The following is a 21,550-nucleotide window of genomic DNA, read 5'->3' as shown; positions in this document are numbered from 1 at the left end:
TCGTAAGTTGAGGCTAAAAGCCTACCAGGAAGGATTCCGAAGTGATATGTGAACCACTTTCTTCAGTTCAGCATGGATGGTGCCTTCCGCATCCCGCCATTCCACGGGGTAGGTGCGGTCCACCTTGGGCTGATCCCGGAGGAGGTGGCGGATCTCGGCCAGCTCGGCCTCGTCGATCCGGAAGGTGGCGAAGAGGGCGCTGCGGCCCGGCTTGCGGAAGCGGATGGAGGCGGCCTTGTCCCACACCACGTACTCCGGTCCGAGCCGGTGGATCAGCATGAGCATGTAGATGGGATCCGCTCCGGCGTAGAGGCTGCCGCCGAAGATGGTGCTCACGTAGTTCCGGGTCCGCCAGGAGAGGGGCAGGCGCACGCGGACCTCGGACCAGTCCGAGGCGATGAAGGCCACCCGGGCCCCCGTGCCCCGGTAGCAGGGCCAGAAGTTGAAGACCCAGCGGAAGAGGCGGGTGCGGAGGGATTCGCGCAAGAGATTCCGGAGGAGGCTAGAAGCGGACCGTGACCTTCTCGCCTTCCTTCATGTGCACGGTGTCGATGAAGTGCACCTTCCGGTCCTGGTAGGTGAGCACCAGGCTCTGGGTGCGGACGCCGTGACCGAAGTGGAGCACGCCCTTCAGGAGGTTCCCGTGGGTGACGCCGCAGGCCGCGAACACGATCTGCTTGCCGGGGCAGAGGTCGTCCGTGAAGTAGATGCGGTCGAAGTCCACGCCCATGGCCTCGGCCTTCTCGCGGCTGGCGGTGTTGGTGTCCACCTTGAGGCGGCCCTGGATCTCGCCGTTGAGGCACTTGAGGGCGGCGGCGGAGAGCACGCCCTCCGGGGCCCCGCCGGTGCCCATGACCGCGTGAATGCCCGTGCCGCTGACGGCGGCGCTGATGGCGGCGCTGAGGTCGCCGTCGCCGATGAGCTGGATGCGGGCGCCGGCCTTGCGGATGTCGGCGATGAGCTGGGCGTGGCGCTCCCGGTCGAGGACGGTGACGGTGATCTCCTCGACCTTGCGGTCTAGGGACTTCGCGATGATCTCCAGGTTCTCCTGCACGGGCGCGTTGAGGCTCACCTTGCCCTTGGCGGCCGGACCCACGACCAGCTTCTCCATGTAGAGGTCCGGCGCGTGCAGCAGGCCGCCCTTTTCCGTGGCCGCCAGCACGGCGATGGCGTTGGGGGCGCCGGTGGCGCAGAGGTTCGTGCCTTCCAGGGGGTCCACGGCGATGTCCACCGCCGGGTGGTCCCCATCCATGTCCGCCCCCATGCCCACTTTCTCGCCGATGAAGAGCATGGGTGCCTCGTCCCGCTCGCCCTCGCCGATGACGATGGTGCCGTCCATGCGGACGGTCTCCATGGCGTGGCGCATGGCTTCCACTGCGAGCTGGTCGCTGTACTTCCGCCGGCCGTGGCCGACGGAGGAGGCGCAGGCAATGGCGGCCTGTTCGACCACGCGCAGGAATTCGAGGGACAGGGTCTGTTCCATGGGGGGCTCCGGGAGGCTGGTCGGATGGGCTCAGGCGAGCCGGTTCACGCTCTGATGGATCCAGTCGAGGAAGCCCTCGGACCCGGCTTCCACGGGAAACATCAGGATCTCCGGGACTTCGTAGGTGTGGAGGTCCGAAATCACTTCCGACACCTGGGGGAAGAATTCCCTGGTGGTCTTGATGATGAGCATCACCTCTTCGTCGAGGTGGGTTTCGCCCTTGAAGTAGTAGTAGCTCTTGATGCTGGGGACGATGTTCACGCAGGCGGCATAGGCCTGATCCACCAGGGCCGCGGCGATGGTCAGAGCTGTCTCCTCGCTGCCGCAGGTGGTCATGATGGTGCAGGCGTCGCTCATCGGGTGGACTCCCCGCCCGGCGGGCGGAACCCGCCATTGTATCGTGCCGGCAGGGGCGCCGTTGATCACGAACGCCTGGCTTGGGTCGTGGCGGCTTCCGCGCGGTCTGACCACAGCGGTTCGGAGGTCGGGGGCGATGTCCGTTGGGGGACCATCGGTTGGGAGCCGCCGCCAGAGAAAGCCCACTCGGAAGTTGGCCGCTTACCCTTCCGAGGTTTCGACCCACCCGGGCCCCGGATTCGAACGCGTCTGGCTGCGCCAGCCGCCGGTCTTTCTCCGGCGCCACATCTAGTGGCGCCTTCGAAATCCCACTCGGAGGTTCGAATCCTCCTTTCGTTTCATCCAGATAGGCAAAGGGGGTGCCTGCGGGCACCCCCTTTGCCTATCTGGTCGGGGCGAGAGGATTCGAACCTCCGACCTCTCGGTCCCGAACCGAGCGCTCTACCAGGCTGAGCCACGCCCCGACGAAGGTTTGACTGTACTGGAAATGGAACGAGGCGTCCAGTCTGCCTAGTCGGACTCCAGGCCGAGGCGGATGCGCTCCCGGCGGCGGGCTTCGAGGAGGTGCAGGGCGCGGCGGAGGGGATCGGGATCCTCCGGCTGGGCGGGGGCTTCCACGGGTGGGTCGCAGGGGGTGATCTGGAGGCCGGTCAGGCTGAGGTTCAGGGCCCGCTGGATGCGATCGCGGATCTGGGGCCATACGGCGGTGGTGGCCTCTCGCAGAGGGCCGATCCGGGTCAGCTCCCAGCAGCCCATCACGAGCACGTTCCGCTCCACCCGGAGGGGACGGGTGCGATCCGCCAGGGCGGGGCCCACCACGAAGGCCCAGGCGGCGCGCAGGCGCGCCAGGGCCTTCTGATCGGGCTGGCGGGCGCCCAGGGGCACCAGACGGGGGGTGCGGCGGCGGTCGGCGCTCATGGCTTCCAGCGGGGCGGGGGCAGGGGGGCGCAGGCCCGCTCGCCGTTGAGCAGCACGGGCGAGGCCAGGGTGGGGACCATGGCGTTGGTCTCGGCTTCGAACAGGGGCTGGAGCAGGTTGTGGAGCTCGCCGCCCTGGCGGAACAGCACCTCGTCCACGGTCCGGATGCGGCTGGCGGGGATGGCGTTGGGTTCGCAGAAGGCCAGCACCCGGTCCACGGTGCTGGCCAGCGTGCGGGCCTCGATGAGGGCCACCAGCGCCTCCCGGTCCTTCACGCGGCCCCGGTTCTGCCGCCACTCGGGCCGCGCGTCCAGGTCCAGGCCCAGCCACATGGCCAGCACCTCGAACTGGCGGTCGCTGCCCACGGCGATGGCCACGTCGCCATCGGAACAGCGGAAGGTCTGGTAGGGCACGATCTGGGGATGGGCGTTGCCCCAGCGCTGCGGGGTCTTGCAGGTCATGAGGGCGCCGGCCCCGACGTTCACCAGGCCCGCGAGGGCCGCCTCCATGAGCGGCACCTCGATGTGGAGGGCCTCGCCGGTGCGCTCGCGGTGGAGGAGGGCCGCCTGGATGCCATTGGCGCAGTAGAGGCCCGCCAGCACATCCACCAGGGCCACGCCCATCTTCATGGGGCGGCCCTCCGGCTCGCCGGTGATGGCCATCCACCCGCTCTCGGCCTGGATGATGAAGTCGTACCCGGCCCGGCGGGAGGCCGTGACATCCGAGGCGAACCCGCGGACCGAGGCCAGGATGAGCTTGGGAAACCTGGCATGGAGGCGCTTCCAGCCGAGCCCCAGGCGATCCGCGGAATCGGCGCGGAAGTTCTCCACCAGCACGTCCGCGTCCTTCAGCAACTCGAAGAGGGCGGCCCTGCCGTCCTCCGTGTGGAGATCGATGGCCCGACTGCGCTTGCCGCGGTTGGCGCAGCGGAAGTAGGCACTCTCGCCGGATTCGCCATGCTCGAAGGGTGGTCCCCAGCCCCGCGAAGGGTCCCCGCCCGGGGGCTCCAGCTTCTGGACCTCCGCCCCGAAATCCGCCAGCAGCTGGGTCGAGAAGGGGCCTGCGAGCACGCAGGACAGATCCACGATCCTGATGTGGGACAAGGGCTTGGGCATCGGGTTCTCCGATCCCCAGCCTACTTCATGTGTCCGGCCGCGATCAGCTGGCGGCCACGGTGCGGCGGTAGGCCGCGACCAGCGTGGCCGCGATGTCCCCGGGCTCGTGGCCCAGGAAATCCTGGCGCTGCATGAGGTGGACCAGCTGCCCGTCCTTGAAGATGGCGGCCTGGGGGCTCGTGGGCATGGCGCCCTCGAAGTACTCGCGGGCCTGGGCCGTGGCTTCCTTCTCCATGCCGGCGAAGACCGTGACCAGGTGATCGAAGTGCAGGCCCTGGGTCCGGAGGGCCTCGGTCACGCCCGGCCGGGCCCCGGCCGCCGCGCAGCCACAGACACTGTTCACCAGCAGGAGGGTCGTGCCGGGCAGCTGCAGGGCCTCGTCCACCTGCGCCGGCGTCAGAAGCTGGCGGAAACCCACTTGGACCAGTTCCTCGCGCATCGGAGCGACCATGTATTCCGGGTAGTTCGACACCACAGCCTCCAGGGGTTCTAAAAGTTTACCTATCAAGTCAAGATTGATCCAGATCACATTTCCGGAGGTCTCATGCGACTGGTCCTGCTGGGTGGAAGCCTGCGTCCCGCATCCCTGAACACCCGATTCCTGAATCACCTGGCGGCCGACCTGGAAGCTCACGGCCACGAGGTTTCCAGCTTCGCCGGGCCTGCGCTCCGCCTCCCGCTCTACGAAGAAGGGGAGGCGCCGACGGCGGATCTCCGGGAGCTGCACAGCGCCCTCACCAAGGCCCAGGGCCTGGTGATCGTCTCGCCGGAGTACAACTCGGGCATCCCAGGCCACCTGAAGAATGCCGTGGACTGGCTCAGCACCATGGCCCCCAGTCCCTGGCAGGGGCTGCCGGTGCTGCTGTGCGCCGCGAGCCCGGGTGCCTTCGGCGGGGCCCGTGGCCTGGTGGCGTGGCGGGCGACGCTGGCGAACATGGGGGCGCTGGCCTACCCCGGCGCGATCACGGTCCCGCACGCGGACCAGCAGCTCGATGAACACGGCGCCCCGACCGATCCCCGCACCGCCGCCTCCGTCTCGAAGACACTGGCGGGGTTCCTGGCCCTGGCGGCCCGGCTTCACCCCGAGTGAGTTCGTGCGATCCTGAACTGTCCTCTCCGGAGCCGCCATGAAGGATTTCTTCAAGACTTTCTTCGCCGCCCTGCTGGCCCTGATGGTGGCCGGTGCGCTGGCCTTCGTCCTGTTCCTGGGCGTCCTGGCAGCCCTCGGCTCCTCCGGGAAGCCCGTGGTGCCCAGCAAGGCCGTGCTGGTGTTCGACCTGGACACCAGCCTGTCCGACGCGGACCGCGAGCCCGAGCCCAGCGAGGCGCTCAGCGAAGCCCTGGGCGGCGGGGGTGGGCATGCCCAGTCCCTGCCGGCGGCCATTGAGGCCCTGGACCGGGCCGCCTCCGACAGCCGCATCACGGCGCTGTTCCTCACGGGCAACCTTCAGGGGGCCGGCCCCGCCCAGCTCCGGGAGCTGAGGGAGGCGATCCAGCGCTTCAAGGCGAAGAAGCCCGTGCTGGCCTACAACCAGGGCTGGAGCAAGCGGGACTACTACCTGGCCGCGGGCGCCAGCACGGTGTTCATCAACCCCTTCGGCGAGATGGAGGTGAACGGCCTGGCCAGCGAGCCCATGTTCTTCGGCGAGGCCTTCAAGAAGTACGGCGTGGAGGTGCAGGTCACCCGCGTGGGCAAGTACAAGAGCGCGGTGGAGCCCTTCATCACCGACCGCATGAGCGAACCCAACCGCGAGCAGGTGCAGAAGCTGCTGGAGGACATCTGGGGCGAGTGGAAGACGACGGTGGCCAAGGACCGCAAGAAGTCGCCCGACGATCTCCAGACCATTGCCGACGAGAAGGGGCTTGTGGAGGCCGATGAAGCCAAGAAGCTGGGCCTGGTGGACCGCGTCGCCGCCTATGACGAGGTGCTGGACGAGCTGAAGAAACTGGCCGGGAAGCAGCCCAAGGACAAGGACTTCCCCCAGATCGCCCTGGCCACCTATGCGGGCATCCCCGGGGAAGCGAAGACCGGCAGGACCCGCATCGCCGTGGTCGTGGCCGAAGGCGAGATCGTGGATGGCGAAGGCAAGGCCAACCAGGTGGGAGGCGAGCGCCTCAGCCGCGAACTCCGCAAGCTGCGCCTGGACGACCGCATCAAGGCGGTGGTCCTCCGCGTGAACAGCCCCGGCGGCAGCGCGGCGGCCTCCGAGCTCATCCAGCGCGAGGTCATCCTCACCAAGAAGGTGAAGCCCCTGGTGGTCTCCATGGGCCACCTGGCGGCCTCCGGCGGCTACTGGATCAGCACCTACGGAGACCGCATCTTCGCGGAGCCCAGCACCATCACGGGCTCCATCGGCGTCTTCGGCCTGCTGCCCAACGTGAAGAAGCTGGCCAACGACCACGGCATCACCTGGGACAGCGTGCAGACGGCCAAGCTGGCCAACCCCATGACCCTGGCCCGGCCCAAGAACGACCTGGAGCTGGCCCGCATCCAGGGCCTGGTGGACCGCATCTACGAGCAGTTCGTGGCCAAGGTGGCCGACAGCCGCAAGATGAAGAAGGAGGCGGTCCACGAGATCGCCCAGGGCCGCGTGTGGTCCGGCCAGGAGGCCGTGAAGCTGGGCCTGGTGGACGAGGTCGGCGGCCTGGATGCGGCGGTGAAGTACGCGGCCGGCCGGATCAAGGCGGGTGACGACTACCAGGTCGTGGGGCCCGAGCGGGAGCCGGACACCCTCCGGGAGATCCTGAAGAACCTGGGCGGCAAGCCCAGGAAGCTCGCCAAGCCCGGCCCGGTGGATGGGCTGGTGGATTCCTTCCGCCACCAGCTGGACCTCCTGACCGCCCTGAACGACCCGCAGGGCGTCTACGCCCGGCTGCCCTTCGAACTCGAGCTGAAATAGCCCGTGGACTCGGCCTCCTTCGTCTCGGCCATCGTCCTGCTGGTGCTGGTGACCGATCCCCTGGGCAACATCCCGGTCTTCATCGGGCTGTTGCGCCAGGTGGATCCGGCCCGGCGCCAGCGGATCATCATCCGCGAGGTGCTGTTCGCCTTCGCCATCCTGCTCTTCTTCGCGCTCTTCGGCCAGAAGGTGCTGCGCCTCATGCACCTGACGGACACGTCGCTGGGCATCGCCGGCGGCGTGATCCTCTTCCTCATCGCGCTGAAGATGGTGTTCCCCCACTCGGAGGGCCCGGCGGATCTCCCCGTGCACGGGGAGCCCTTCCTCGTGCCGCTGGCCATCCCCTTCATCGCCGGGCCATCGGCCATCGCCACGGTGCTGCTGCTGGTGAGCCGCGAACCCCATCGGCTCTGGGAATGGCTGGGCGCCCTGTCCGTGGCCATGGCCATCTCGGCGGTGGTGCTCGGGTTCGCGGAGAAGATCGCCGCGTTCCTGGGGGAGAAGGTCACCCTGGCTTTCGAGCGGCTCATGGGCCTGGTGCTGACGGCCATCGCCATCGAGATGCTGCTGGCGGGCATCCAGAAGTTCGTGCTGCAGCTGCGCGCGGCCTAGGCTTTCCGCTTGAGGCTCAGCTCCAGCGCGAATTCCGCCACGGGCTCGAAGGAACCGTCCGGCAGCTTCACCGCCGCCTGGATGTGCATGGGCTCCGTGAGGCGCTCCTCGGAGGCCAGGGCGCGGCGCACCTGGTCGCGGATGGCGGCGCCCTCCTCGCAGATGAAGTAGACATCGGACTCGGGGCGCTTGAGGAAGGTGGCCTGGAAGGCCTTGAAGACGAGGGATACCGCCTGGCCGGACCGCTTGATCTGGTCCATGGCCAGCAGCCCCCCGGCGCAGTCCGCGCCGATGGCCAGGGCGCCGAAGTACATGGAGCCCAGGTGGTTTCTCGTCCACCGGCGGAGCGGGATCCGCACCACGCAGCGCGTGTCCGTCAGCTCGACGACGCTGGGGCGCACCGAGGCCAGAAGGGGGATCTTCAGCCACCCGAACAGGCGCATGCCGAAGGTCTGTTTCATGCGTTCGAATCGGGGGGACATCCTCCGATTGTCAGGCTCAGACCTGGTTCACGTCCAGCAGGCCTTCCGGGGGATCCAGGTCCAGGCGGCGGTTCGGCAGGTCCAGGGTCCACCAGGCCTTGATGTAGGGGATGTCGCGCTGGCCCGTGCGGCCGGGCCGCAGGTCCCGCATCACCACCATGTCGTAGCCGGCCGGGCCGGGATCCAGGCGCAGCACCTCGCCCACCTTGCGTCCCCCGATGAAGACCTCGCAGCCGATCCACTGGTGCCGGAAGCTCTCGCCTTCCTCCAGGGTCGCGGCCGCTTCAGGCATCCACAGGGCCCAGCCCTTGAGGGCTTCGGCGGCGGTGCGGTCGGGCACCTCGGCGAAGGCGAGGCAGGGGCGGTCCTGGTGCCACCGGAAGCCCCGCAGTTTCACGGGCCGCGCCGGGGCGGCCGCCTCGTCATGCTCAAGGTCCATCTGAGGCGGCGCCAGCACCAGTCCGGCCATGCCGTCCAGCCGCTCCGGCTCGTCCATGACGGCGTGGAAGAGGAACTCGCCCTTGAGCCCCTGGACCTTGGCCAGATGACCTGCCAGCAGCATGGCGCTACGCCTCGTCCTCGTCATCCAGTTCGAGGTTCACCACCAGGTCCGCCTTCTCGCCCGCGACCTTGCAGAGGGTGCGCAGCGCCGAGATCATGCGCCCGTGCTTGCCGATGATGCGCCCGCGATCCCTGGGGTCCGCGAAGACCAGCACATCACGCTTCCGCCCCTCGCCGCTGACCTCGACCCGGAGGGCTTCCGGATGGTCCAGCAGGGGGGTCAGCACGTCGCGCAGGAAGGCTTCGGGATTCATGGGCGCTCCACGAACAAAGAAAGCCGGACCCTGGCCCGGCTTTCGGGGAACGGAAACCGGCTACAGGATCTGGTTCTTCTTGAACAGATCGAGGACGGTCTTGGAGGGCTGGGCGCCCTTCTGGAGCCAGGACTTGGCCTTCTCGGCGTCGATGCGGACCTCTTCGCCCGAGCCGGCGATGGGGTTCACGAAGCCCAGCACCTCCACGGCGCGGCCGGTGGGGATGCGGTCATTCTCGGAGACGACGATGTGGTAGAACGGGCGCTTCTTGGCACCATTGCGAGCAAGTCGGATCGAAAGCATGGGCACTCCCTGAGCAGGAGAGTGTATCGCGGAATTCCACCGTTCCCAAGCGCTAATTCAGGGCTCGAAGCTTGAGGGCGGGAAGCTGCCTTCCATGACGGCCTGGCGTTCCCGGACGTTCCGCCGGAGGGTCGGCCAGCGGGGGTGGGTCCGCATCTTCTCGAGGAAGGGAGAGGACTCGTACCAGCGGGCGCAGCTGAACCCCTGGACGAAGGCCCGCGTGGCGCAATCCACGGCCCGATCCGAATCGCCGAGGAGCGAATAGGCCTCCGCATGCTTGAAGGTCAGTTCCCCGTCGGGAATGCGGAGCTTCCCGCGGACATCATCGATCCGCCGGAGCTCGGCCAGGCCGTCCGCGGTCCGCCCCTCCAGCAGGGCGCGGTAGACCCGGGCGAGGTCCTGGAAGGGGCTGAACCCCCCCGCCGTCTCGGCGTCCTTCATGCGCCCGAGGGCCGTCTTGCGGTCGCCCTTCAGCAGGGCCAGGTAGCCCAGGTAGAACAGGACGCCTGAATCCTCGCGCAGGGTCCTCGCTTGCTGCACGTCCTGCTCGAAGGCCGACCAGTCACCGATGTAGAGGTTGGTGGTCTCGACGGTCCAGGAGGAGGCGGGGGACAAGGGGGTGAGGAGCTCCTGCCGTCGGATCATGGCCGACCGGGCTCCGGCCAGCAGGCCCGAGGTTCGGCCGGCGTAGGTGAGGCCGAGGAAGATGTCTGGAACCTCCGGGCGCAGGCGCATGGCCTCGCCGAGGACCCGCAGGGCCACATCCTGGTTTCCGGTGTCCGTGAGCATCAGGGACCAGAGGAAGGTGGCGCGGGGGTGGCCCGGGACCAGCTCCACGGCTCGCTGGAACGCCCTGTGGGTGCGGGAATTGAGGCCGATGCCGGCCTCGGCGGGGTCCACCCACAGGCTGCGGTAGAGGTGATCTCCCAGCGTGGTCCAGGCCGTGGCGCACATGGGTTCGGCTTCGGCCAGGGCCTGGGTGGCGGGCAGCTGGCTCGTGGCTTCCCGGTCGTCCCGGATGGCCATGGCCTGCAGGAGCTGCCAGAACCGCCCGGGGTCCCGGGGGTAGAGTTCGGCCCGGAAGCGGTGGCGCCGGTCCAGGGGCCACCGTGCCACCCAGGTCTCCATGGCCTGGGCCGGATCCATGGGGGGCTGGGCGTCCCGGCGCCAGGGGCGACCCGCCAGCAGGTCCGCGGGGGTGGTCCACTGGGTGGTCAGGGCCAGCCGCTGGCCGTCCCGGCGTCCGTGGAAGCGGAACAGGGCGAGATCGGACGGAAGTTTCCGCAGGTCCGACGGGGCGGGGACGGCCGCGGCGTGGGTGACCGTGATCCCCGCCAGCACTTCGAAGTGGTCCGAGATCAAGGTTTCGAGACCAAGGTCCACCTCGGTCTGCTGGGAAGGCTCGGAGCTGATGATGAGCACCCGCCGCGCCCCCGCGGAGTGGGTGTTGGACCGCCACAGCCATGCCCCGGTCAGGCAGACAGCCAGGACCACCCCGAAGACCATCCAGGTTCTTGCGGACGTCAGGGGCCGGGGAAGCACCAGGTGGACCTCTGGAAGGGAAGGCTTGAAGGGAGGGCTAGAAGGGAAGGTTCGGCCCACCGCCCATTTTGGCCATGCGCTGCATGCGGGCCATGAACTTGGGATCGTTCATCTGGCCCATCATCTTCTTCGTCTCCACGTACTGCTTGATGAGCTGGTTGATCTCGCTCACGGGGCGGCCGCAGCCCGCGGCGATGCGGCGTTTGCGCTTGCCGTCCAGCAGGTTGTGGTTGGCGCGCTCGGCGGGGGTCATGGAATTGATGATGGCCTCCAGGTGCTTGATGCGCTTGTCCGTGGCCACGCTCGCGAGCTGGTCCTTCATCTGCCCCAGGCCCGGCAGCATGCCCAGGATCTTGTTCATGGAGCCCAGCTTCTGGACCTGCTGGAACTGCTTGCGCATGTCTTCCAGGGTGAACTGGTTCTTGGCCAGGCGCTTGGCCATGACCTCGGCTTCCTTCTCGTCGATCTTGTCCTTGGCGTGCTCGATGAGGCTGAGGACATCGCCCATGCCGAGGATGCGCTGGGCCATGCGGTCCGGGTGGAAGCGCTGGAAGTCCTCCAGCTTCTCGCCTTCGCCCACGAACTTCAGGGGCTGGCCGGTGGCCTGCTTGATGCTGAAGGCCGCGCCGCCGCGGGTGTCGCCGTCGGTCTTGGTGAGCACTACGCCTGTGATGCCCAGCTTCTCGTGGAAGGCCGTGGCGCTGCGGACCGCGTCCTGGCCCGTCATGGCGTCGGCCACGAAGAGGATCTCGTCCGGGGAGACCGAGCCCTTGATGCGGACCAGCTCGTCCATGAGGACGTCGTCCAGGTGCAGGCGACCCGCGGTGTCGAGGATGACCGTGTCCCAGCCCTTGAGCTTCGCTTCGGCCAGGGCCGCGGCGCAGATGGCCACGGGATCCTTCTCCTCCGTGCGGAAGGAGGGCACGCCGGCATCCTTGGCCACCACGTGCAGCTGCTCGATGGCGGCGGGGCGGTAGACGTCCGCAGGCACCAGCAGGGGCGAGCGGCCCAGCTTCTTGAGGAAGACCGCCAGCTTGCCGCAGGTGGTGGTCTTGCCGGCGCCCTGGAGGCCTACCATCATCACCACCGTCGGCGGCTTCGAAGCGAAGGCGATGGGGTGCTCGGGCGCCTGGCCGCCCATGATCTCCACCAGCTCGCGGTGGACGATGTCGATGAAGGCCTGGGCGGGGTTGAGGCCCTGCATGACCTCGGCGCCGAGGGCCTTCTCCTTCACCCGCTGGAGGAAGGTGCGGGCCACGCTCACGTGGACATCGGCCTCCAGCAGCGCCATGCGCACTTCGCGCAGCACGGCTTCGAGGTTGGCTTCCGTCAGCTTCGACTGGCCCCGGAGGGCCTTCATCGCCTGGCTGAGTTTCTGGGTGAGGCTGTCGAACATGGGACTCCGGAGCGGCACGAAAATTCCATTCTACCGGTGTGGCCGGGCATTTCCCTGTCGTGAAAGGCTTCCTCGGGCATAATCCGGTCCGGGGGAGCCGGATATGTCCAATCATCTCGCTGGAAGCCTGAGCCCCTATCTGCTCCAGCACGCCCACAACCCTGTGGACTGGTTTCCCTGGGGAGAGGAGGCCTTGGCCAAGGCCCGGGCCGAAGAGAAACCCATCTTCCTCAGCATCGGCTACAGCGCCTGCCACTGGTGCCACGTCATGGAGCGGGAGAGCTTCGAGAACCCGGCCGTGGCCGAGGTGCTCAACGCCCACTTCGTGAGCATCAAGGTGGACCGGGAGGAGCGGCCCGATCTGGACGATCTCTACATGGACGCCGTGCAGGCGATGACCGGCCGGGGAGGCTGGCCCATGAGCGTCTGGCTCACGCCGGATCTGGAGCCCTTCTACGGGGGCACCTACTTCCCGCCGGAACCCCGGGGCGGCATGCCGGGATTCGTCCCCCTGCTGCGGCGCATCGCCGAGGCGTGGCGGGAGGACCGGGCGGGCGTGGTGGGACAGGCGGGCCGCCTGACGACGGAGCTGCGGCGGCAGGCGGGGGTGGAATCAGGCGCGGAGCTTCCGGGCGAGGCGGTGCTCGACGAGGCCCTGGCCCAGCTGCGGGCCGCGTTCGACCCCCGCTGGGGCGGCTTCGGCCCGGCTCCCAAGTTCCCCCAGTCCATGGCCGTGGAACTGATCCTGGCCCGGGGCGCGGCGGAGGACCGGACCATGGCCCTGCGCACGCTGGACGCCATGTGGGAGGGCGGCATGTACGATCACCTGGGCGGCGGCTTCGCCCGCTACAGCGTGGACGGCCAGTGGCTGGTTCCCCACTTCGAGAAGATGCTGTACGACAACGCCCAGCTTGCCTGCGCCTACCTGGAGGCTTTCCAGGCCACGGGGGAGCCCCGCTACGGCCAGGTGGCCCGCGACACGCTGGACTACCTGCTCCGGGAACTCCGCGATCCCGCCGGCGGCTTCCACTCCAGCGAGGATGCGGACAGCGAGGGCGAGGAGGGGAAGTTCTACGTCTTCACGCCCGCCGAGGTCCGCGAAGCCCTGGGTGAGGTGGATGGCCCGCGCTTCTGCGCGGTCTTCGGCATCACGGAGGGCGGCACCTTCGAGCATGGCCGCAGCGTGGTCCACCGGTTCTCCTGCCCGGCCAGCGCGCGGCTGCCGGAGGCCGAGGACCGGGCTTTGCGCGAGAAGCTGCGCCTCTGGCGCGACCGCCGCGTGCGTCCAGGCAAGGACGACAAGGTGCTGGCCTCCTGGAACGGGCTGGCGCTCTCTGCCCTGGCCCGGGGCTTCCAGGTCCTGGGCGAGGCCCGCTACCTCGAGACGGCCACGGCTTGCGCCGCCTTCCTGCGCCGGGAACTCTGGCGGGACGGGCATCTGCTGCGCGTCTGGCGGCGAGGGCAGGCCCACACCCCGGGTTTCCTGGAGGACAGCGCCGCCGTGGTGGAAGGGCTGGTGGACCTCTATGAAGCGGGTTTCGACCCCGCCTGGCTGCGCTGGGCGGAATCGCTGGCCGAGGGGCTGCTGGCGCGGTTCCAGGATCAGGCCGACGGCGGCTTCTTCAGCACAGAGGCGGATCAGGCGGACCTCCTCTTCCGCCTGAAGCCGGGGTTCGACAACGCCATCCCGGGAGGCAACACGCTGGCGGCGCGGGCCCTGCTGCGATTGTCACGCCACCTCCAGCGGGAGGACTTCCGGCAGGCCGCCGAGGGCGCGCTCCGCTGCTTCGCGCCCTGGATGCGACGGGCGCCCCGGGCTTTCCTGGGAATGCTCGGCGTGTTCGACCTGGCGCTGCGCGAGCCGGTGGAGGTGGCCATCTCCGGCAACCCGCGGAGCTCCGCGGTGCAGGCCTTGTTGGCTGAGGTCCATCGCTGCCACCTGCCCGGGCGGGTCCTGTCTGTGTCGGAGGATCAGCTCCTCCCCCTGCATGAGGAACGCGCCGCCTCCAAGGAGGGCCCCTTCGCCTTCGTCTGCCGGGGCCGCACCTGCGCCCGGCCTGTGACATCACCGGTGGAATTGGCCTCACTCCTCCACTGACCGGCCTTCCGGATGTGACCCCTTGCCCTGGGGTGGATTGGCTACACTGGGGTGGTCATTCGCGTGAGTATCCACGGGATGCCGGCGCGTTCGCGCGATCATGTGATATAGGGGCTGCCATGAAGACCTTCACGCTGAAGATCGACCCGCTGACGGGCGAGGAATATTACGAGGTCTACGTCCGGGGCCGGCAGCTGCTGAACAATCCGCATCTGAACAAGGCCTCGGCGTTCACCAAGGAGGAGCGCCTGGGGCTGGGCCTGGACGGCATGCTGCGGCCCGGCATCTCCACCCTGGAATCCCAGCTGGACCGGACCTACGAGGCGTTCCTGCGCAAGACCGACGACCTGGAGAAGTACATCTACCTGTCGGGCCTCCTGGACCGGAACGAGGTCCTCTTCTACCGCCTTCTGGTGGACCATCTGGACGAGATGGTGCCCATCGTCTACACGCCCACCGTCGGCCAGGCCTGCCTCCAGCTGAGCCACATCCAGCGGCGCTACCGGGGCATCTACATCACGCCGGAGAACATCGGGAACATCGACCAGATCTTCCACGGGCTCTCCCAGCCCCAGGTGAACCTCATCGTGGTGACGGATGGCGAGCGCATCCTGGGCCTGGGGGACCTGGGTTCGGACGGCATGGGCATCCCGGTGGGCAAGGTGAGCCTCTACGTGGCCGCCGGCGGCGTCCACCCGGGTGTCTGCCTGCCCGTCACGCTGGATGTGGGCACCAACAACCCCCGGCTGCTGGAGGATCCGCTCTACCTGGGCATCCGCAAGCCCCGGCTCCGTGGCGCGGAGTACGAGGAACTCGTCGAGAAGTTCGTCCTCGGCGTGAAGCGCAACTTCCCCGGCGCCCTGCTCCAGTGGGAGGACTTCGCCAAGCACACGGCCTTCAAGAACCTGGACCGGTACCGCGAGCGGATCCTCTCTTTCAATGACGACATCCAGGGCACGGGCTCGACGGCCCTGGCGGCGCTGATGACGGCCATGCGCATCAAGAAGAGCCGCTTCCAGGACGAGCGTTACGTCATCGTGGGGATGGGCCAGGCCGGCACCGGCATCGCCATGAATATCCGCGCCGCGCTGAAGGCGGAAGGACTCTCGGATGAGGAGGCCCGCAAGCGCATCTACGCCGTGGACATGCAGGGCCTGCTCATCGAAGGCGATCCGCTGCTGGAGGGCCCGCAGCTGCCGCTGGCCCAGTGCCGGTCCGCCGTGGAGGGCTGGAAGCTGGACGAACCCTCCCGCATCGGTCTCCGGGACGTGGTGCGCAACGCGCATCCCACGGTGCTCATCGGCGTCACCGCCCAGCCGAACCTCTTCGACGACGCCATCCTGGCGGAGACCGCCAGGCATTCCGAACGGCCCATCGTGCTGGCGCTCTCGAACCCCACCCACAAGTGCGAATGCTCGCCGGAGGCGGTCTGGAAGGCCACGGACGGCAAGGGTCTGGTGGCCACGGGCAGCCCCTTCGCGCCCGTGGACTGGAAGGGCCGCACCCTCCAGGCCTCCCAGTGCAACAACATGTATATCTTCCCGGGCGTGGGCCTCGGCGCCCTGGTCTGCAAGGCCACCCGGATTACGGACAGCATGTTCCTGGCGGCCAGCAAGGCCATCAGCACCTTCGTGACGCCGGCGCAGGAAGCCACCGGCCTGTTGCTGCCGGAGATGAAGGACATCCGCCAGGTCTCCGCCGCCGTGGCCAAGGCCGTGGGCATCGAGGCCAGGAATGCCGGCCTCGGCCGTCTGCTCGACGACGACCAGCTGGAGTCCATCGTCACCAAGGCCCAGTGGGAGCCGCACTACACCACCTACCGGGCCGGCGCGCCGGGCCTGATCGACTGATGGCTGCCGGGACAGTTTTTCCCCTTGAGAGGGGTGGAGGCCGGCCTAGCCTGTGAGTCGGGAAGAGTTTCTCTTTCCTCCCACGGGGCGACCGTTCACGCCAGCCCCTTCCGGCCCGTGATCCTAGTGGCCGAGACAATTGGGCACCCTTCGGGGTGCCCTTTTGTTGTCCGGGGGTTCCGCGCTGGCGCGCATCCCCCCGGGCCCCCGCGTGCAAGCCCGGCAACGCCGGGCTTGCACTTTCCCTGGCCCAACGGCGTTTCGTCTCCGGGCGGTCCTTGACAACGGGATGAATCTACACAAAATGGTCTACACTATCTTGTGTAGGATCCCCATGAAGCGACCGATCAAGCCGACCGACGTGGAGCTCAAGTTCCTGCGAGTCCTCTGGGACCTGGGGCCGTCCACCGTGAAGGAGGTGCATGCCCGCCTGAACCTCACGGAGGAGTACGCCTACACCGGCGTCCTGCGGATGCTCCAGGTGATGCTGGACAAGGGCCTGGTGACCCGGGACGAGCGGCAGCGCAGCCATGTCTACGCCCCGGCTCACAGCCGGGCGGCCATGGAGGGGGGCCTGGTGGCCGACCTGACCGAACGCCTCTTCGGGGGGTCCGCCGCCGCGCTGGTGCTGGCGGCTCTCCGCTCCGGCCCCGTCAGTCCCGAAGAAAAGGCCCGCATCCGCGAGCTGCTGGGCAAGGAGGAGTGATGGCCGCCGTCGTGCAGCTCCTGGGATGGGCCCTCGTCCACGCCCTCTGGGAGGACGGCCTGCTGGCGGCCTTGGCGGCCCTGGGCGGGCTCGTTTTCCGAGGTCGCGCCCGGCACGCCATGAATGGCCTGATCCTGGCTCTCTGTTTGGGGCTGCCTGCGGCCACGGCCTGGCACTTCCACCGTGCGGCCCCGCTGGGGGCCAGTTCGATCCAGGTGGCCGAAGTCGCGCAAGGCGGCCCGGCCGCGTTCCTGCCCCGGGCGGACAGGGCCTCCAGACCCCTGCTGGTGCGGCTGGAGGCCGCGCTCCAGCCCCGTCTGCCCCTCCTGGTGGTTCTCTGGGCGGTGGGAGCGAGTCTCATGGCCGTTCGCCTGGGTGGCGGGTATGCCCTCAGCCTGGGCTGGAAGCGGAGGGGCGTCCCGGCCCCCCGCGACTGGCAGGGCAGGCTCGATGATCTGGCCCGACGCCTGGGAATCCTGCGCAAGGTCCGGCTTCTCCTGGTAGGGCAGGGCCAATCGCCCGTGGCCCTCGGGCTCTGGAAGCCAGTGGTGCTCCTGCCGGCGACCCTGCTCACGGGCCTCCCGCCTGGCTACCTTGAGGCCCTCCTGGCCCATGAATTGGCTCACGTGCGCCGCCTGGACTACCTGGCCAACCTCCTCCAGGGCATCGCGGAGACCCTCCTCTTCTTCCATCCCGCCGTCTGGTGGATTTCGGCCAGGATCCGGGCTGAACGCGAAGAGCTCTCCGATGACCTGGCGGCCGAGATGCTCGGCGATCCGCGGCGCCTGGCCTTGGCCCTCAACGCGCTGGACGACCTCCAGCGACCCTTTCCCCACCTGTTGTTCCCGGCCCTCGCGGCCCGAGGAGGACATCTGCTCACGCGCATCGAGCGTCTGCTCTCTCCGAAACCTGTCAGGGGCCCCCTCGGAGGCACCCTGGCCCTCCTGCTGATCCCCGGCCTGGCGCTCGCCCTGCGGGCGGCGGCTCCGGCGTTCCCACCCATCGGGGCTCCGGCCGCGGCGATCGCCCAATTGGATGCCCTGGCGGTCCGCGAGGGCCTGGATCCCCAGCTGCTCCGCAGCATGGCCTGGGTGGAGAGCGGCTTCAACGCCAAGGCCAAGAGCCCCCGGGGCGCCACGGGGTTGCTCCAGGTCATGCCCGAGACAGCCCGGAAATACGGCGCGATGGACCTGGACGATCCCGCCCAGATCATGGCGGCCGGCGCGAAGTACCTGCGCTTCCTGCTGGACCGCTACCAGGGGGACGTCCAGAAGGCGGTGGCCGCCTACAACTGCGGCGAAAAGGCCCTGGACGAGGGGCGCATCACCGAGGAGGCCACCCGCTACCGGGCGCTGGTGATGGATGTGCTGGCCGCGAAGGCCGTGCAGCCGGAGGCTCCGCTGGCCGAGGGCGAAGTCCAAGGGGTGCTTCGCGGCGCCAAGGGGCGGGTGATCCTCACGCTGCGCGCCAGCCACAGGGGGGGCCTCCTCACGGAGGTCCGATCCGAAGCTGATCGCGTGCTCGGGACCATCCACATCGGCCTTCCGCAGGGAGGAATCAGCACCAGACCGGAGGTCTGGATCGAATCCAGGCCGAACGTGGTCTTGGACACTTCAGAAGCCGGGGCGCACTTGGTGATCCGCTGTGAGGATCCGGACTCGGGCTGGTCGGGCGAGACGCATGTGCCGCTGGATGGCCCCTGGAAGACCTTCACCTTCCAGATGAAGAAGCCATAAGGCTTTCCCGTACGCAGAACGGCCCGGCATCGCCGGGCCGTTCTGCATCGAAATCGGTCTTAGGCCGCGAAGGTCCGATGGCTGCGGTGCATGACCTCGGCCTCGAGTTCGGCTTCGAGGGCCTGGACCTGGCGGAGGACGGCGAGGCCGCGCGGGGAGGCGCTCATCTTGGATTCGAGCTGGTTGAAGACCTCGTGCAGCCGCTCGGCGGTGGTCCAGAAGGCGGGGTTGTGCTGTCGAACGCTGGCATCCATGTGCATGGCCACTCCACTGCTTGCTGGACATCATCATCGTCTTTGATGATTCCCAATGCTAGTGATAGACATCACAAGAAATGTCACGAGTTACGAACATTTTTGTCATGGTCGCCATGACAATTCCGGAAGCCCTTGAAAAACATGACATTCAGGTTGTCAACGGGGCGGATCAGACCCGCCGGGTGGCCAGGAGATGGCCGATGGCCACGGCGGCGGCGTCGGCCGCATCGGCGGCCAGCGGCTCCCGCAGGTTCAGCAGGGTCATGACCATCTTCCCCACCTGGGTCTTGTCCGCCCAGCCGTAGCCGCTGACGGCCTTCTTCACCTGCATGGGGTTGTAGTCGCCCACGGGCAGGCCGTGGAGCGCAGCCGTCAGCAGGATGCCACCCCGGATCTGGCCCAGCTTCAGGGCGGTGGCGGCGTTCTTCTCCACGAAGGGGGACTCCACGGCCATGAAGCCCGGCCCGTGGGCCGCGATGGCCTCCGCCAGGCGCTCGTGGATGCGCAGGGCCCGCTGATCGAAATCCGCGCCCCGGGGGCTGCGGATGACGCCCGCCTCCACCAAGGTCAGCCGCGAACCGAAGCGCTCCACCACCGCCCAGCCGCAGGCCAGGGAGCCCGGGTCCACGCCCAGGCAGCGCACGGGGGAGGGCGCGACGATCATCGACCCTTCCGCTTGCCGGTGCCCAGGACGCTGCCTTTCGGAGGCTTGGGGCTCGCTTCCCGGCGCTTCCCGCCCACCTCGCGGGCCTTCCCACCCGCCCGGGCCTTTTTCGGTGGCCGGCCCTTCGGCGCCTCGTGGCGCGCCCTGGGCTCCTTCGCCCGGCCCCCGCCTCCCCGCCTCGGTTTTTCGAAGTCCCCTTCTCGCAGCGTCGCAGGCGCCGCGAGCGTCGGCACGAAGGTGAAGGCCTTGCCGTGGGCGTCCTGGGCCTTGGCTTCGGTCATCCAGGCGCTGATGCGTCGCAGATCCTCGTCCACGGCCGTGAGCTCCACCTCCACGGCATCGCCGATGGTGAGCACCACGGACCCGCGAAGGCCCGTGGCCTTGGTGCGGTGCTCGTCGATCCAGAAGCCGCCGCCCAGGGCCGCCAGGGGCACGCCCACCTCCACGAAAGGGGCGTCGAGGGTGATGAACACCACCTTGGCGGAGAAGCCCTGGATGCGGCCCCTGAAGCGCTGCCCGATGCGGGACTTCATCAGCAGGCAGGCCTTCCACTTGTCGTTCTCGCGCTCGGCCTCGGTGGCCTTCTGCTCGGCGTCGCTGGCGCCCTTGGCCAGCACGGCCAGGTGGCTCTGGAGGGACTCGGGCAGGCGCTCGCCGCGAAGCACCTTGCGCAGCAGCCGGTGGACGATGAGGTCCGGGTAGCGGCGGATGGGGCTGGTGAAGTGCAGGTAGTCCTGGAGCGCCAGGCCGGAGTGGCCGATGTTCTCGGCGCTGTACTCGGCCCGCTTGAGGCTGCGCAGCAGCAGGGTGTTGATCATGGCCTCCAGGGGGCCGCCGCGGATCTTGTCGAGCATGGCGTTGAGGTGTTCCGGCGTGGGCGTCTCCTTGGGCTTCAGCAGCCCGAAGGTGCGCGCCACCTCCGCGAAGATCTCCAGCTTCAGCGGGTCGGGCTCGTCGTGGATGCGGTAGATGGTGGGAACCTTCTTCCGCGTGAAGAACTGGGCCACGGTCTCGTTCGCCAGCAGCATGAACTCCTCGATCATGCGGTGGGCGTCGTGGCGCGGATAGCGGCGGGCGTCCACGGGGCGGCCCTCCGCGTCGAAGATGAACTCGGCCTCCTCGGTGTCCAGGTTCATGGCGCCCCGGCCCAGGCGGGCCTCCGTGAGCCGCCGCGACAGCACCAGGGACTCGTCCAGCAGGGCGCAGAGATCCTCGCCCAGGTCGGCGCGCTTCCGCGTCGAGAGATCGATGCTGGCCTCCTTCACCTCGTCGTAGGTGAGGCGCCTCGCGCTGCGGATGACGCTCTCGGAGAGGCGCGTCTCCACCACGTCAAGCTCGGGCGAGATGGTCATCCAGGCCGTCATGGTCAGCCGGTCCACGCCTTCGCGCAGGCTGCACAGATCGCCGCTGAGGCGGTCCGGAATCATCGGGATGGCCTCGTCCGGGAAGTAGACGGAGGTGCCCCGCAGCCGGGCCTCCTCGTCCAGGGGCCCCCCCTCGGCGACGTAGTGGCTCACGTCCGCGATGTGGACGCCCAGGAGCCAGCCGCCGCCCTCGGATCTGGGGAGCGCCTCCAGGCTGATGGCGTCGTCGAAGTCCTTCGCGGTGGGCGGGTCCACGGTGCAGGTGAGCGTCTCCCGCAGGTCCTCCCGCCCCTGGGTCCACTCGGTGGGGATGGCCGTGGGGAAGGGCGCCAGCTCCTTCATCACGGCGTCCGGGAAGGCCGTGCGCAGGTTGAAGAGGGCCGCCGTGAGCTTGTTCTCGATCTTCAGGTCGGTCTTCTTCCCGAGGCGGGCCACCACGGTGCCGCGCAGCTGCTTGGCCTCGGGATCGGGATCCAGCCGAACGCTGACCAGCTCGCCGTCCTCGGCCAGGTCCGTGGGCGGCACGGAGATGATCTGGGAGAGCCGCGGTTCCAGAGGCACCACGCGCCAGCCCCAGGGCTGCTTCTGGAGCGTGCCGGGCAGGGGGATCTCGCCGCGGCCCCGGACCTCCAGCACCCGGGCCTTGAGGCGCCCATCCCAGCCTTCGCCGCAGATTTCGGCCAGGACCCTGTCGCCATGGATCGCGCCGTGGGCATCCCGCCAGTCCACGAGGAGATCCATGCCCGGGCCCTTGGGCATTCCGGCCAGCCGCAGGAACCCTCCGGCGCCTTCGGGATGGCCCAGGAAGGTGGCCTCGAAGGTTTCGTACGGACGAAGCCCCGCGGCAGGCCGCGGGGCTTTCGGGGCTTCCCGCCGATCGGGCGTGCGGGCCGGGGGACGGACGGGGATGCGGGAGGCGGAACGGCGGGCCATGTCCTCAGGGTACAAGGCC

The 21,550-nt window shown here is 68.6% G+C and carries 22 protein-coding genes and 1 tRNA gene; 7 read left to right on the top strand and 16 right to left on the bottom strand.

What is annotated here, in order from left to right:
* Nucleotides 1-21: 21 nt before the first annotated feature.
* The 7 genes from MLE42_RS14965 to MLE42_RS14935 form a co-directional block, all read right to left on the bottom strand.
* Entirely contained in the window at nt 22-486 is a 465-nt protein-coding gene (locus tag MLE42_RS14965) for a DUF4442 domain-containing protein (RefSeq protein ID WP_243288680.1), read from the bottom strand.
* Between the two features lie 16 nt (nt 487-502).
* Nucleotides 503-1,483, bottom strand: coding sequence for a class II fructose-bisphosphatase (gene glpX / locus MLE42_RS14960; RefSeq protein WP_243288679.1), 981 nt, complete (start codon nt 1,481-1,483; stop codon nt 503-505).
* Nucleotides 1,484-1,513: 30 nt separating this feature from the next.
* Entirely contained in the window at nt 1,514-1,840 is a 327-nt protein-coding gene (gene cutA, locus MLE42_RS14955; RefSeq protein ID WP_243288678.1) for a divalent-cation tolerance protein CutA, read from the bottom strand.
* Between the two features lie 387 nt (nt 1,841-2,227).
* A tRNA-Pro gene (locus MLE42_RS14950) sits at nt 2,228-2,304 on the bottom strand.
* Between the two features lie 46 nt (nt 2,305-2,350).
* Entirely contained in the window at nt 2,351-2,758 is a 408-nt protein-coding gene (locus MLE42_RS14945; RefSeq protein ID WP_243288677.1) for a DciA family protein, read from the bottom strand.
* Nucleotides 2,755-3,873: a CaiB/BaiF CoA transferase family protein gene (locus MLE42_RS14940; protein WP_243288676.1), complete on the bottom strand. Its 1,119-nt coding sequence runs from the start codon at nt 3,871-3,873 to the stop codon at nt 2,755-2,757. The genes MLE42_RS14945 and MLE42_RS14940 overlap by 4 nt, the downstream gene beginning before the upstream one ends.
* A gap of 43 nt (nt 3,874-3,916) precedes the next feature.
* The gene (locus tag MLE42_RS14935; protein WP_275975955.1) at nt 3,917-4,324 is read right to left on the bottom strand and encodes a BrxA/BrxB family bacilliredoxin; all 408 of its coding nucleotides are present in this window, start codon (nt 4,322-4,324) and stop codon (nt 3,917-3,919) included.
* 93 nt (nt 4,325-4,417) lie between these two features.
* On the opposite strand from MLE42_RS14935, the gene MLE42_RS14930 reads away from it, so the two are divergent.
* The 3 genes from MLE42_RS14930 to MLE42_RS14920 are packed head-to-tail and all read left to right on the top strand — an operon-like array spanning nt 4,418 to nt 7,385.
* Nucleotides 4,418-4,963 carry an NADPH-dependent FMN reductase gene (locus MLE42_RS14930; protein ID WP_243288674.1) on the top strand — a complete coding sequence of 182 codons (546 nt, stop codon included), beginning with the start codon at nt 4,418-4,420 and terminating at the stop codon, nt 4,961-4,963.
* 37 nt (nt 4,964-5,000) lie between these two features.
* A complete protein-coding gene (gene sppA, locus MLE42_RS14925) occupies nt 5,001-6,773 on the top strand; it encodes a signal peptide peptidase SppA (protein ID WP_243288673.1) in 1,773 nt (590 codons plus the stop codon).
* A gap of 3 nt (nt 6,774-6,776) precedes the next feature.
* Nucleotides 6,777-7,385 (top strand): MarC family protein, encoded by a 609-nt coding sequence (locus MLE42_RS14920; protein ID WP_243288672.1) that lies wholly within the window; start codon nt 6,777-6,779, stop codon nt 7,383-7,385.
* Here the strand turns inward: MLE42_RS14920 and MLE42_RS14915 are convergent.
* The 6 genes from MLE42_RS14915 to ffh form a co-directional block, all read right to left on the bottom strand.
* Complete coding sequence (locus MLE42_RS14915) at nt 7,382-7,867, bottom strand: DUF4442 domain-containing protein (protein WP_243288671.1); 486 nt, start codon at nt 7,865-7,867, stop codon at nt 7,382-7,384. The genes MLE42_RS14920 and MLE42_RS14915 overlap by 4 nt on opposite strands.
* A gap of 16 nt (nt 7,868-7,883) precedes the next feature.
* A complete protein-coding gene (locus tag MLE42_RS14910; protein WP_243288670.1) occupies nt 7,884-8,429 on the bottom strand; it encodes a ribosome maturation factor RimM in 546 nt (181 codons plus the stop codon).
* Between the two features lie 4 nt (nt 8,430-8,433).
* On the bottom strand, nt 8,434-8,682 hold the full coding sequence (locus MLE42_RS14905) for a KH domain-containing protein (protein WP_243288669.1): 249 nt from the start codon (nt 8,680-8,682) through the stop codon (nt 8,434-8,436).
* Between the two features lie 60 nt (nt 8,683-8,742).
* The gene (gene rpsP / locus MLE42_RS14900; protein WP_243288668.1) at nt 8,743-8,985 is read right to left on the bottom strand and encodes a 30S ribosomal protein S16; all 243 of its coding nucleotides are present in this window, start codon (nt 8,983-8,985) and stop codon (nt 8,743-8,745) included.
* A gap of 57 nt (nt 8,986-9,042) precedes the next feature.
* Complete coding sequence (locus MLE42_RS14895; RefSeq protein WP_243288667.1) at nt 9,043-10,491, bottom strand: tetratricopeptide repeat protein; 1,449 nt, start codon at nt 10,489-10,491, stop codon at nt 9,043-9,045.
* A gap of 73 nt (nt 10,492-10,564) precedes the next feature.
* Complete coding sequence (gene ffh, locus MLE42_RS14890) at nt 10,565-11,923, bottom strand: signal recognition particle protein (RefSeq protein ID WP_243288666.1); 1,359 nt, start codon at nt 11,921-11,923, stop codon at nt 10,565-10,567.
* 103 nt (nt 11,924-12,026) lie between these two features.
* Here ffh and MLE42_RS14885 point away from each other — a divergent pair, with 103 nt between their 5' ends.
* The 4 genes from MLE42_RS14885 to MLE42_RS14870 all read left to right on the top strand — a co-directional run bounded on the left by MLE42_RS14885 (nt 12,027) and on the right by MLE42_RS14870 (nt 18,313).
* Complete coding sequence (locus MLE42_RS14885) at nt 12,027-14,021, top strand: thioredoxin domain-containing protein (protein ID WP_243288665.1); 1,995 nt, start codon at nt 12,027-12,029, stop codon at nt 14,019-14,021.
* A gap of 119 nt (nt 14,022-14,140) precedes the next feature.
* Nucleotides 14,141-15,871 (top strand): NAD-dependent malic enzyme, encoded by a 1,731-nt coding sequence (locus MLE42_RS14880; RefSeq protein ID WP_243288664.1) that lies wholly within the window; start codon nt 14,141-14,143, stop codon nt 15,869-15,871.
* Nucleotides 15,872-16,205: 334 nt separating this feature from the next.
* The gene (locus tag MLE42_RS14875) at nt 16,206-16,577 is read left to right on the top strand and encodes a BlaI/MecI/CopY family transcriptional regulator (RefSeq protein WP_243288663.1); all 372 of its coding nucleotides are present in this window, start codon (nt 16,206-16,208) and stop codon (nt 16,575-16,577) included.
* Nucleotides 16,577-18,313 carry a transglycosylase SLT domain-containing protein gene (locus MLE42_RS14870; RefSeq protein WP_243288662.1) on the top strand — a complete coding sequence of 579 codons (1,737 nt, stop codon included), beginning with the start codon at nt 16,577-16,579 and terminating at the stop codon, nt 18,311-18,313. The genes MLE42_RS14875 and MLE42_RS14870 overlap by 1 nt, the downstream gene beginning before the upstream one ends.
* Before the next feature lie 59 nt (nt 18,314-18,372).
* On the opposite strand, the gene MLE42_RS14865 is transcribed toward MLE42_RS14870, so the two are convergent.
* The 3 genes from MLE42_RS14865 to MLE42_RS14855 all read right to left on the bottom strand — a co-directional run bounded on the left by MLE42_RS14865 (nt 18,373) and on the right by MLE42_RS14855 (nt 21,531).
* Entirely contained in the window at nt 18,373-18,573 is a 201-nt protein-coding gene (locus MLE42_RS14865) for a hypothetical protein (protein ID WP_243288661.1), read from the bottom strand.
* 166 nt (nt 18,574-18,739) lie between these two features.
* Entirely contained in the window at nt 18,740-19,234 is a 495-nt protein-coding gene (gene ruvC / locus MLE42_RS14860) for a crossover junction endodeoxyribonuclease RuvC (RefSeq protein WP_243288660.1), read from the bottom strand.
* The gene (locus MLE42_RS14855; RefSeq protein ID WP_243288659.1) at nt 19,231-21,531 is read right to left on the bottom strand and encodes a ribonuclease R family protein; all 2,301 of its coding nucleotides are present in this window, start codon (nt 21,529-21,531) and stop codon (nt 19,231-19,233) included. The genes ruvC and MLE42_RS14855 overlap by 4 nt, the downstream gene beginning before the upstream one ends.
* Nucleotides 21,532-21,550 lie beyond the last annotated feature (19 nt).

The organism is Geothrix terrae (genome assembly GCF_022808775.1).
In the GTDB taxonomy this organism is placed as follows: domain Bacteria; phylum Acidobacteriota; class Holophagae; order Holophagales; family Holophagaceae; genus Geothrix; species Geothrix terrae.
Note: the sequence above shows the minus strand (reverse complement) of the source record. Positions and strands in the feature narration are given on the sequence as shown.

What these genes read in the sequence shown, in the direction of transcription:
- glpX (WP_243288679.1), bottom strand. Translation starts at nt 1,483, where the DNA reads ATGGAACAGACCCTGTCCCTCGAATTCCTGCGCGTGGTCGAACAGGCC.
- cutA (WP_243288678.1), bottom strand. Translation starts at nt 1,840, where the DNA reads ATGAGCGACGCCTGCACCATCATGACCACCTGCGGCAGCGAGGAGACA.
- MLE42_RS14945 (WP_243288677.1), bottom strand. Translation starts at nt 2,758, where the DNA reads ATGAGCGCCGACCGCCGCCGCACCCCCCGTCTGGTGCCCCTGGGCGCC.
- MLE42_RS14940 (WP_243288676.1), bottom strand. Translation starts at nt 3,873, where the DNA reads ATGCCCAAGCCCTTGTCCCACATCAGGATCGTGGATCTGTCCTGCGTG.
- MLE42_RS14935 (WP_275975955.1), bottom strand. Translation starts at nt 4,324, where the DNA reads ATGGTCGCTCCGATGCGCGAGGAACTGGTCCAAGTGGGTTTCCGCCAG.
- MLE42_RS14930 (WP_243288674.1), top strand. Translation starts at nt 4,418, where the DNA reads ATGCGACTGGTCCTGCTGGGTGGAAGCCTGCGTCCCGCATCCCTGAAC.
- sppA (WP_243288673.1), top strand. Translation starts at nt 5,001, where the DNA reads ATGAAGGATTTCTTCAAGACTTTCTTCGCCGCCCTGCTGGCCCTGATG.
- MLE42_RS14915 (WP_243288671.1), bottom strand. Translation starts at nt 7,867, where the DNA reads ATGTCCCCCCGATTCGAACGCATGAAACAGACCTTCGGCATGCGCCTG.
- MLE42_RS14910 (WP_243288670.1), bottom strand. Translation starts at nt 8,429, where the DNA reads ATGCTGCTGGCAGGTCATCTGGCCAAGGTCCAGGGGCTCAAGGGCGAG.
- MLE42_RS14905 (WP_243288669.1), bottom strand. Translation starts at nt 8,682, where the DNA reads ATGAATCCCGAAGCCTTCCTGCGCGACGTGCTGACCCCCCTGCTGGAC.
- rpsP (WP_243288668.1), bottom strand. Translation starts at nt 8,985, where the DNA reads ATGCTTTCGATCCGACTTGCTCGCAATGGTGCCAAGAAGCGCCCGTTC.
- MLE42_RS14895 (WP_243288667.1), bottom strand. Translation starts at nt 10,491, where the DNA reads ATGGTCTTCGGGGTGGTCCTGGCTGTCTGCCTGACCGGGGCATGGCTG.
- ffh (WP_243288666.1), bottom strand. Translation starts at nt 11,923, where the DNA reads ATGTTCGACAGCCTCACCCAGAAACTCAGCCAGGCGATGAAGGCCCTC.
- MLE42_RS14885 (WP_243288665.1), top strand. Translation starts at nt 12,027, where the DNA reads ATGTCCAATCATCTCGCTGGAAGCCTGAGCCCCTATCTGCTCCAGCAC.
- MLE42_RS14880 (WP_243288664.1), top strand. Translation starts at nt 14,141, where the DNA reads ATGAAGACCTTCACGCTGAAGATCGACCCGCTGACGGGCGAGGAATAT.
- MLE42_RS14875 (WP_243288663.1), top strand. Translation starts at nt 16,206, where the DNA reads ATGAAGCGACCGATCAAGCCGACCGACGTGGAGCTCAAGTTCCTGCGA.
- MLE42_RS14870 (WP_243288662.1), top strand. Translation starts at nt 16,577, where the DNA reads ATGGCCGCCGTCGTGCAGCTCCTGGGATGGGCCCTCGTCCACGCCCTC.
- MLE42_RS14865 (WP_243288661.1), bottom strand. Translation starts at nt 18,573, where the DNA reads ATGCACATGGATGCCAGCGTTCGACAGCACAACCCCGCCTTCTGGACC.
- ruvC (WP_243288660.1), bottom strand. Translation starts at nt 19,234, where the DNA reads ATGATCGTCGCGCCCTCCCCCGTGCGCTGCCTGGGCGTGGACCCGGGC.
- MLE42_RS14855 (WP_243288659.1), bottom strand. Translation starts at nt 21,531, where the DNA reads ATGGCCCGCCGTTCCGCCTCCCGCATCCCCGTCCGTCCCCCGGCCCGC.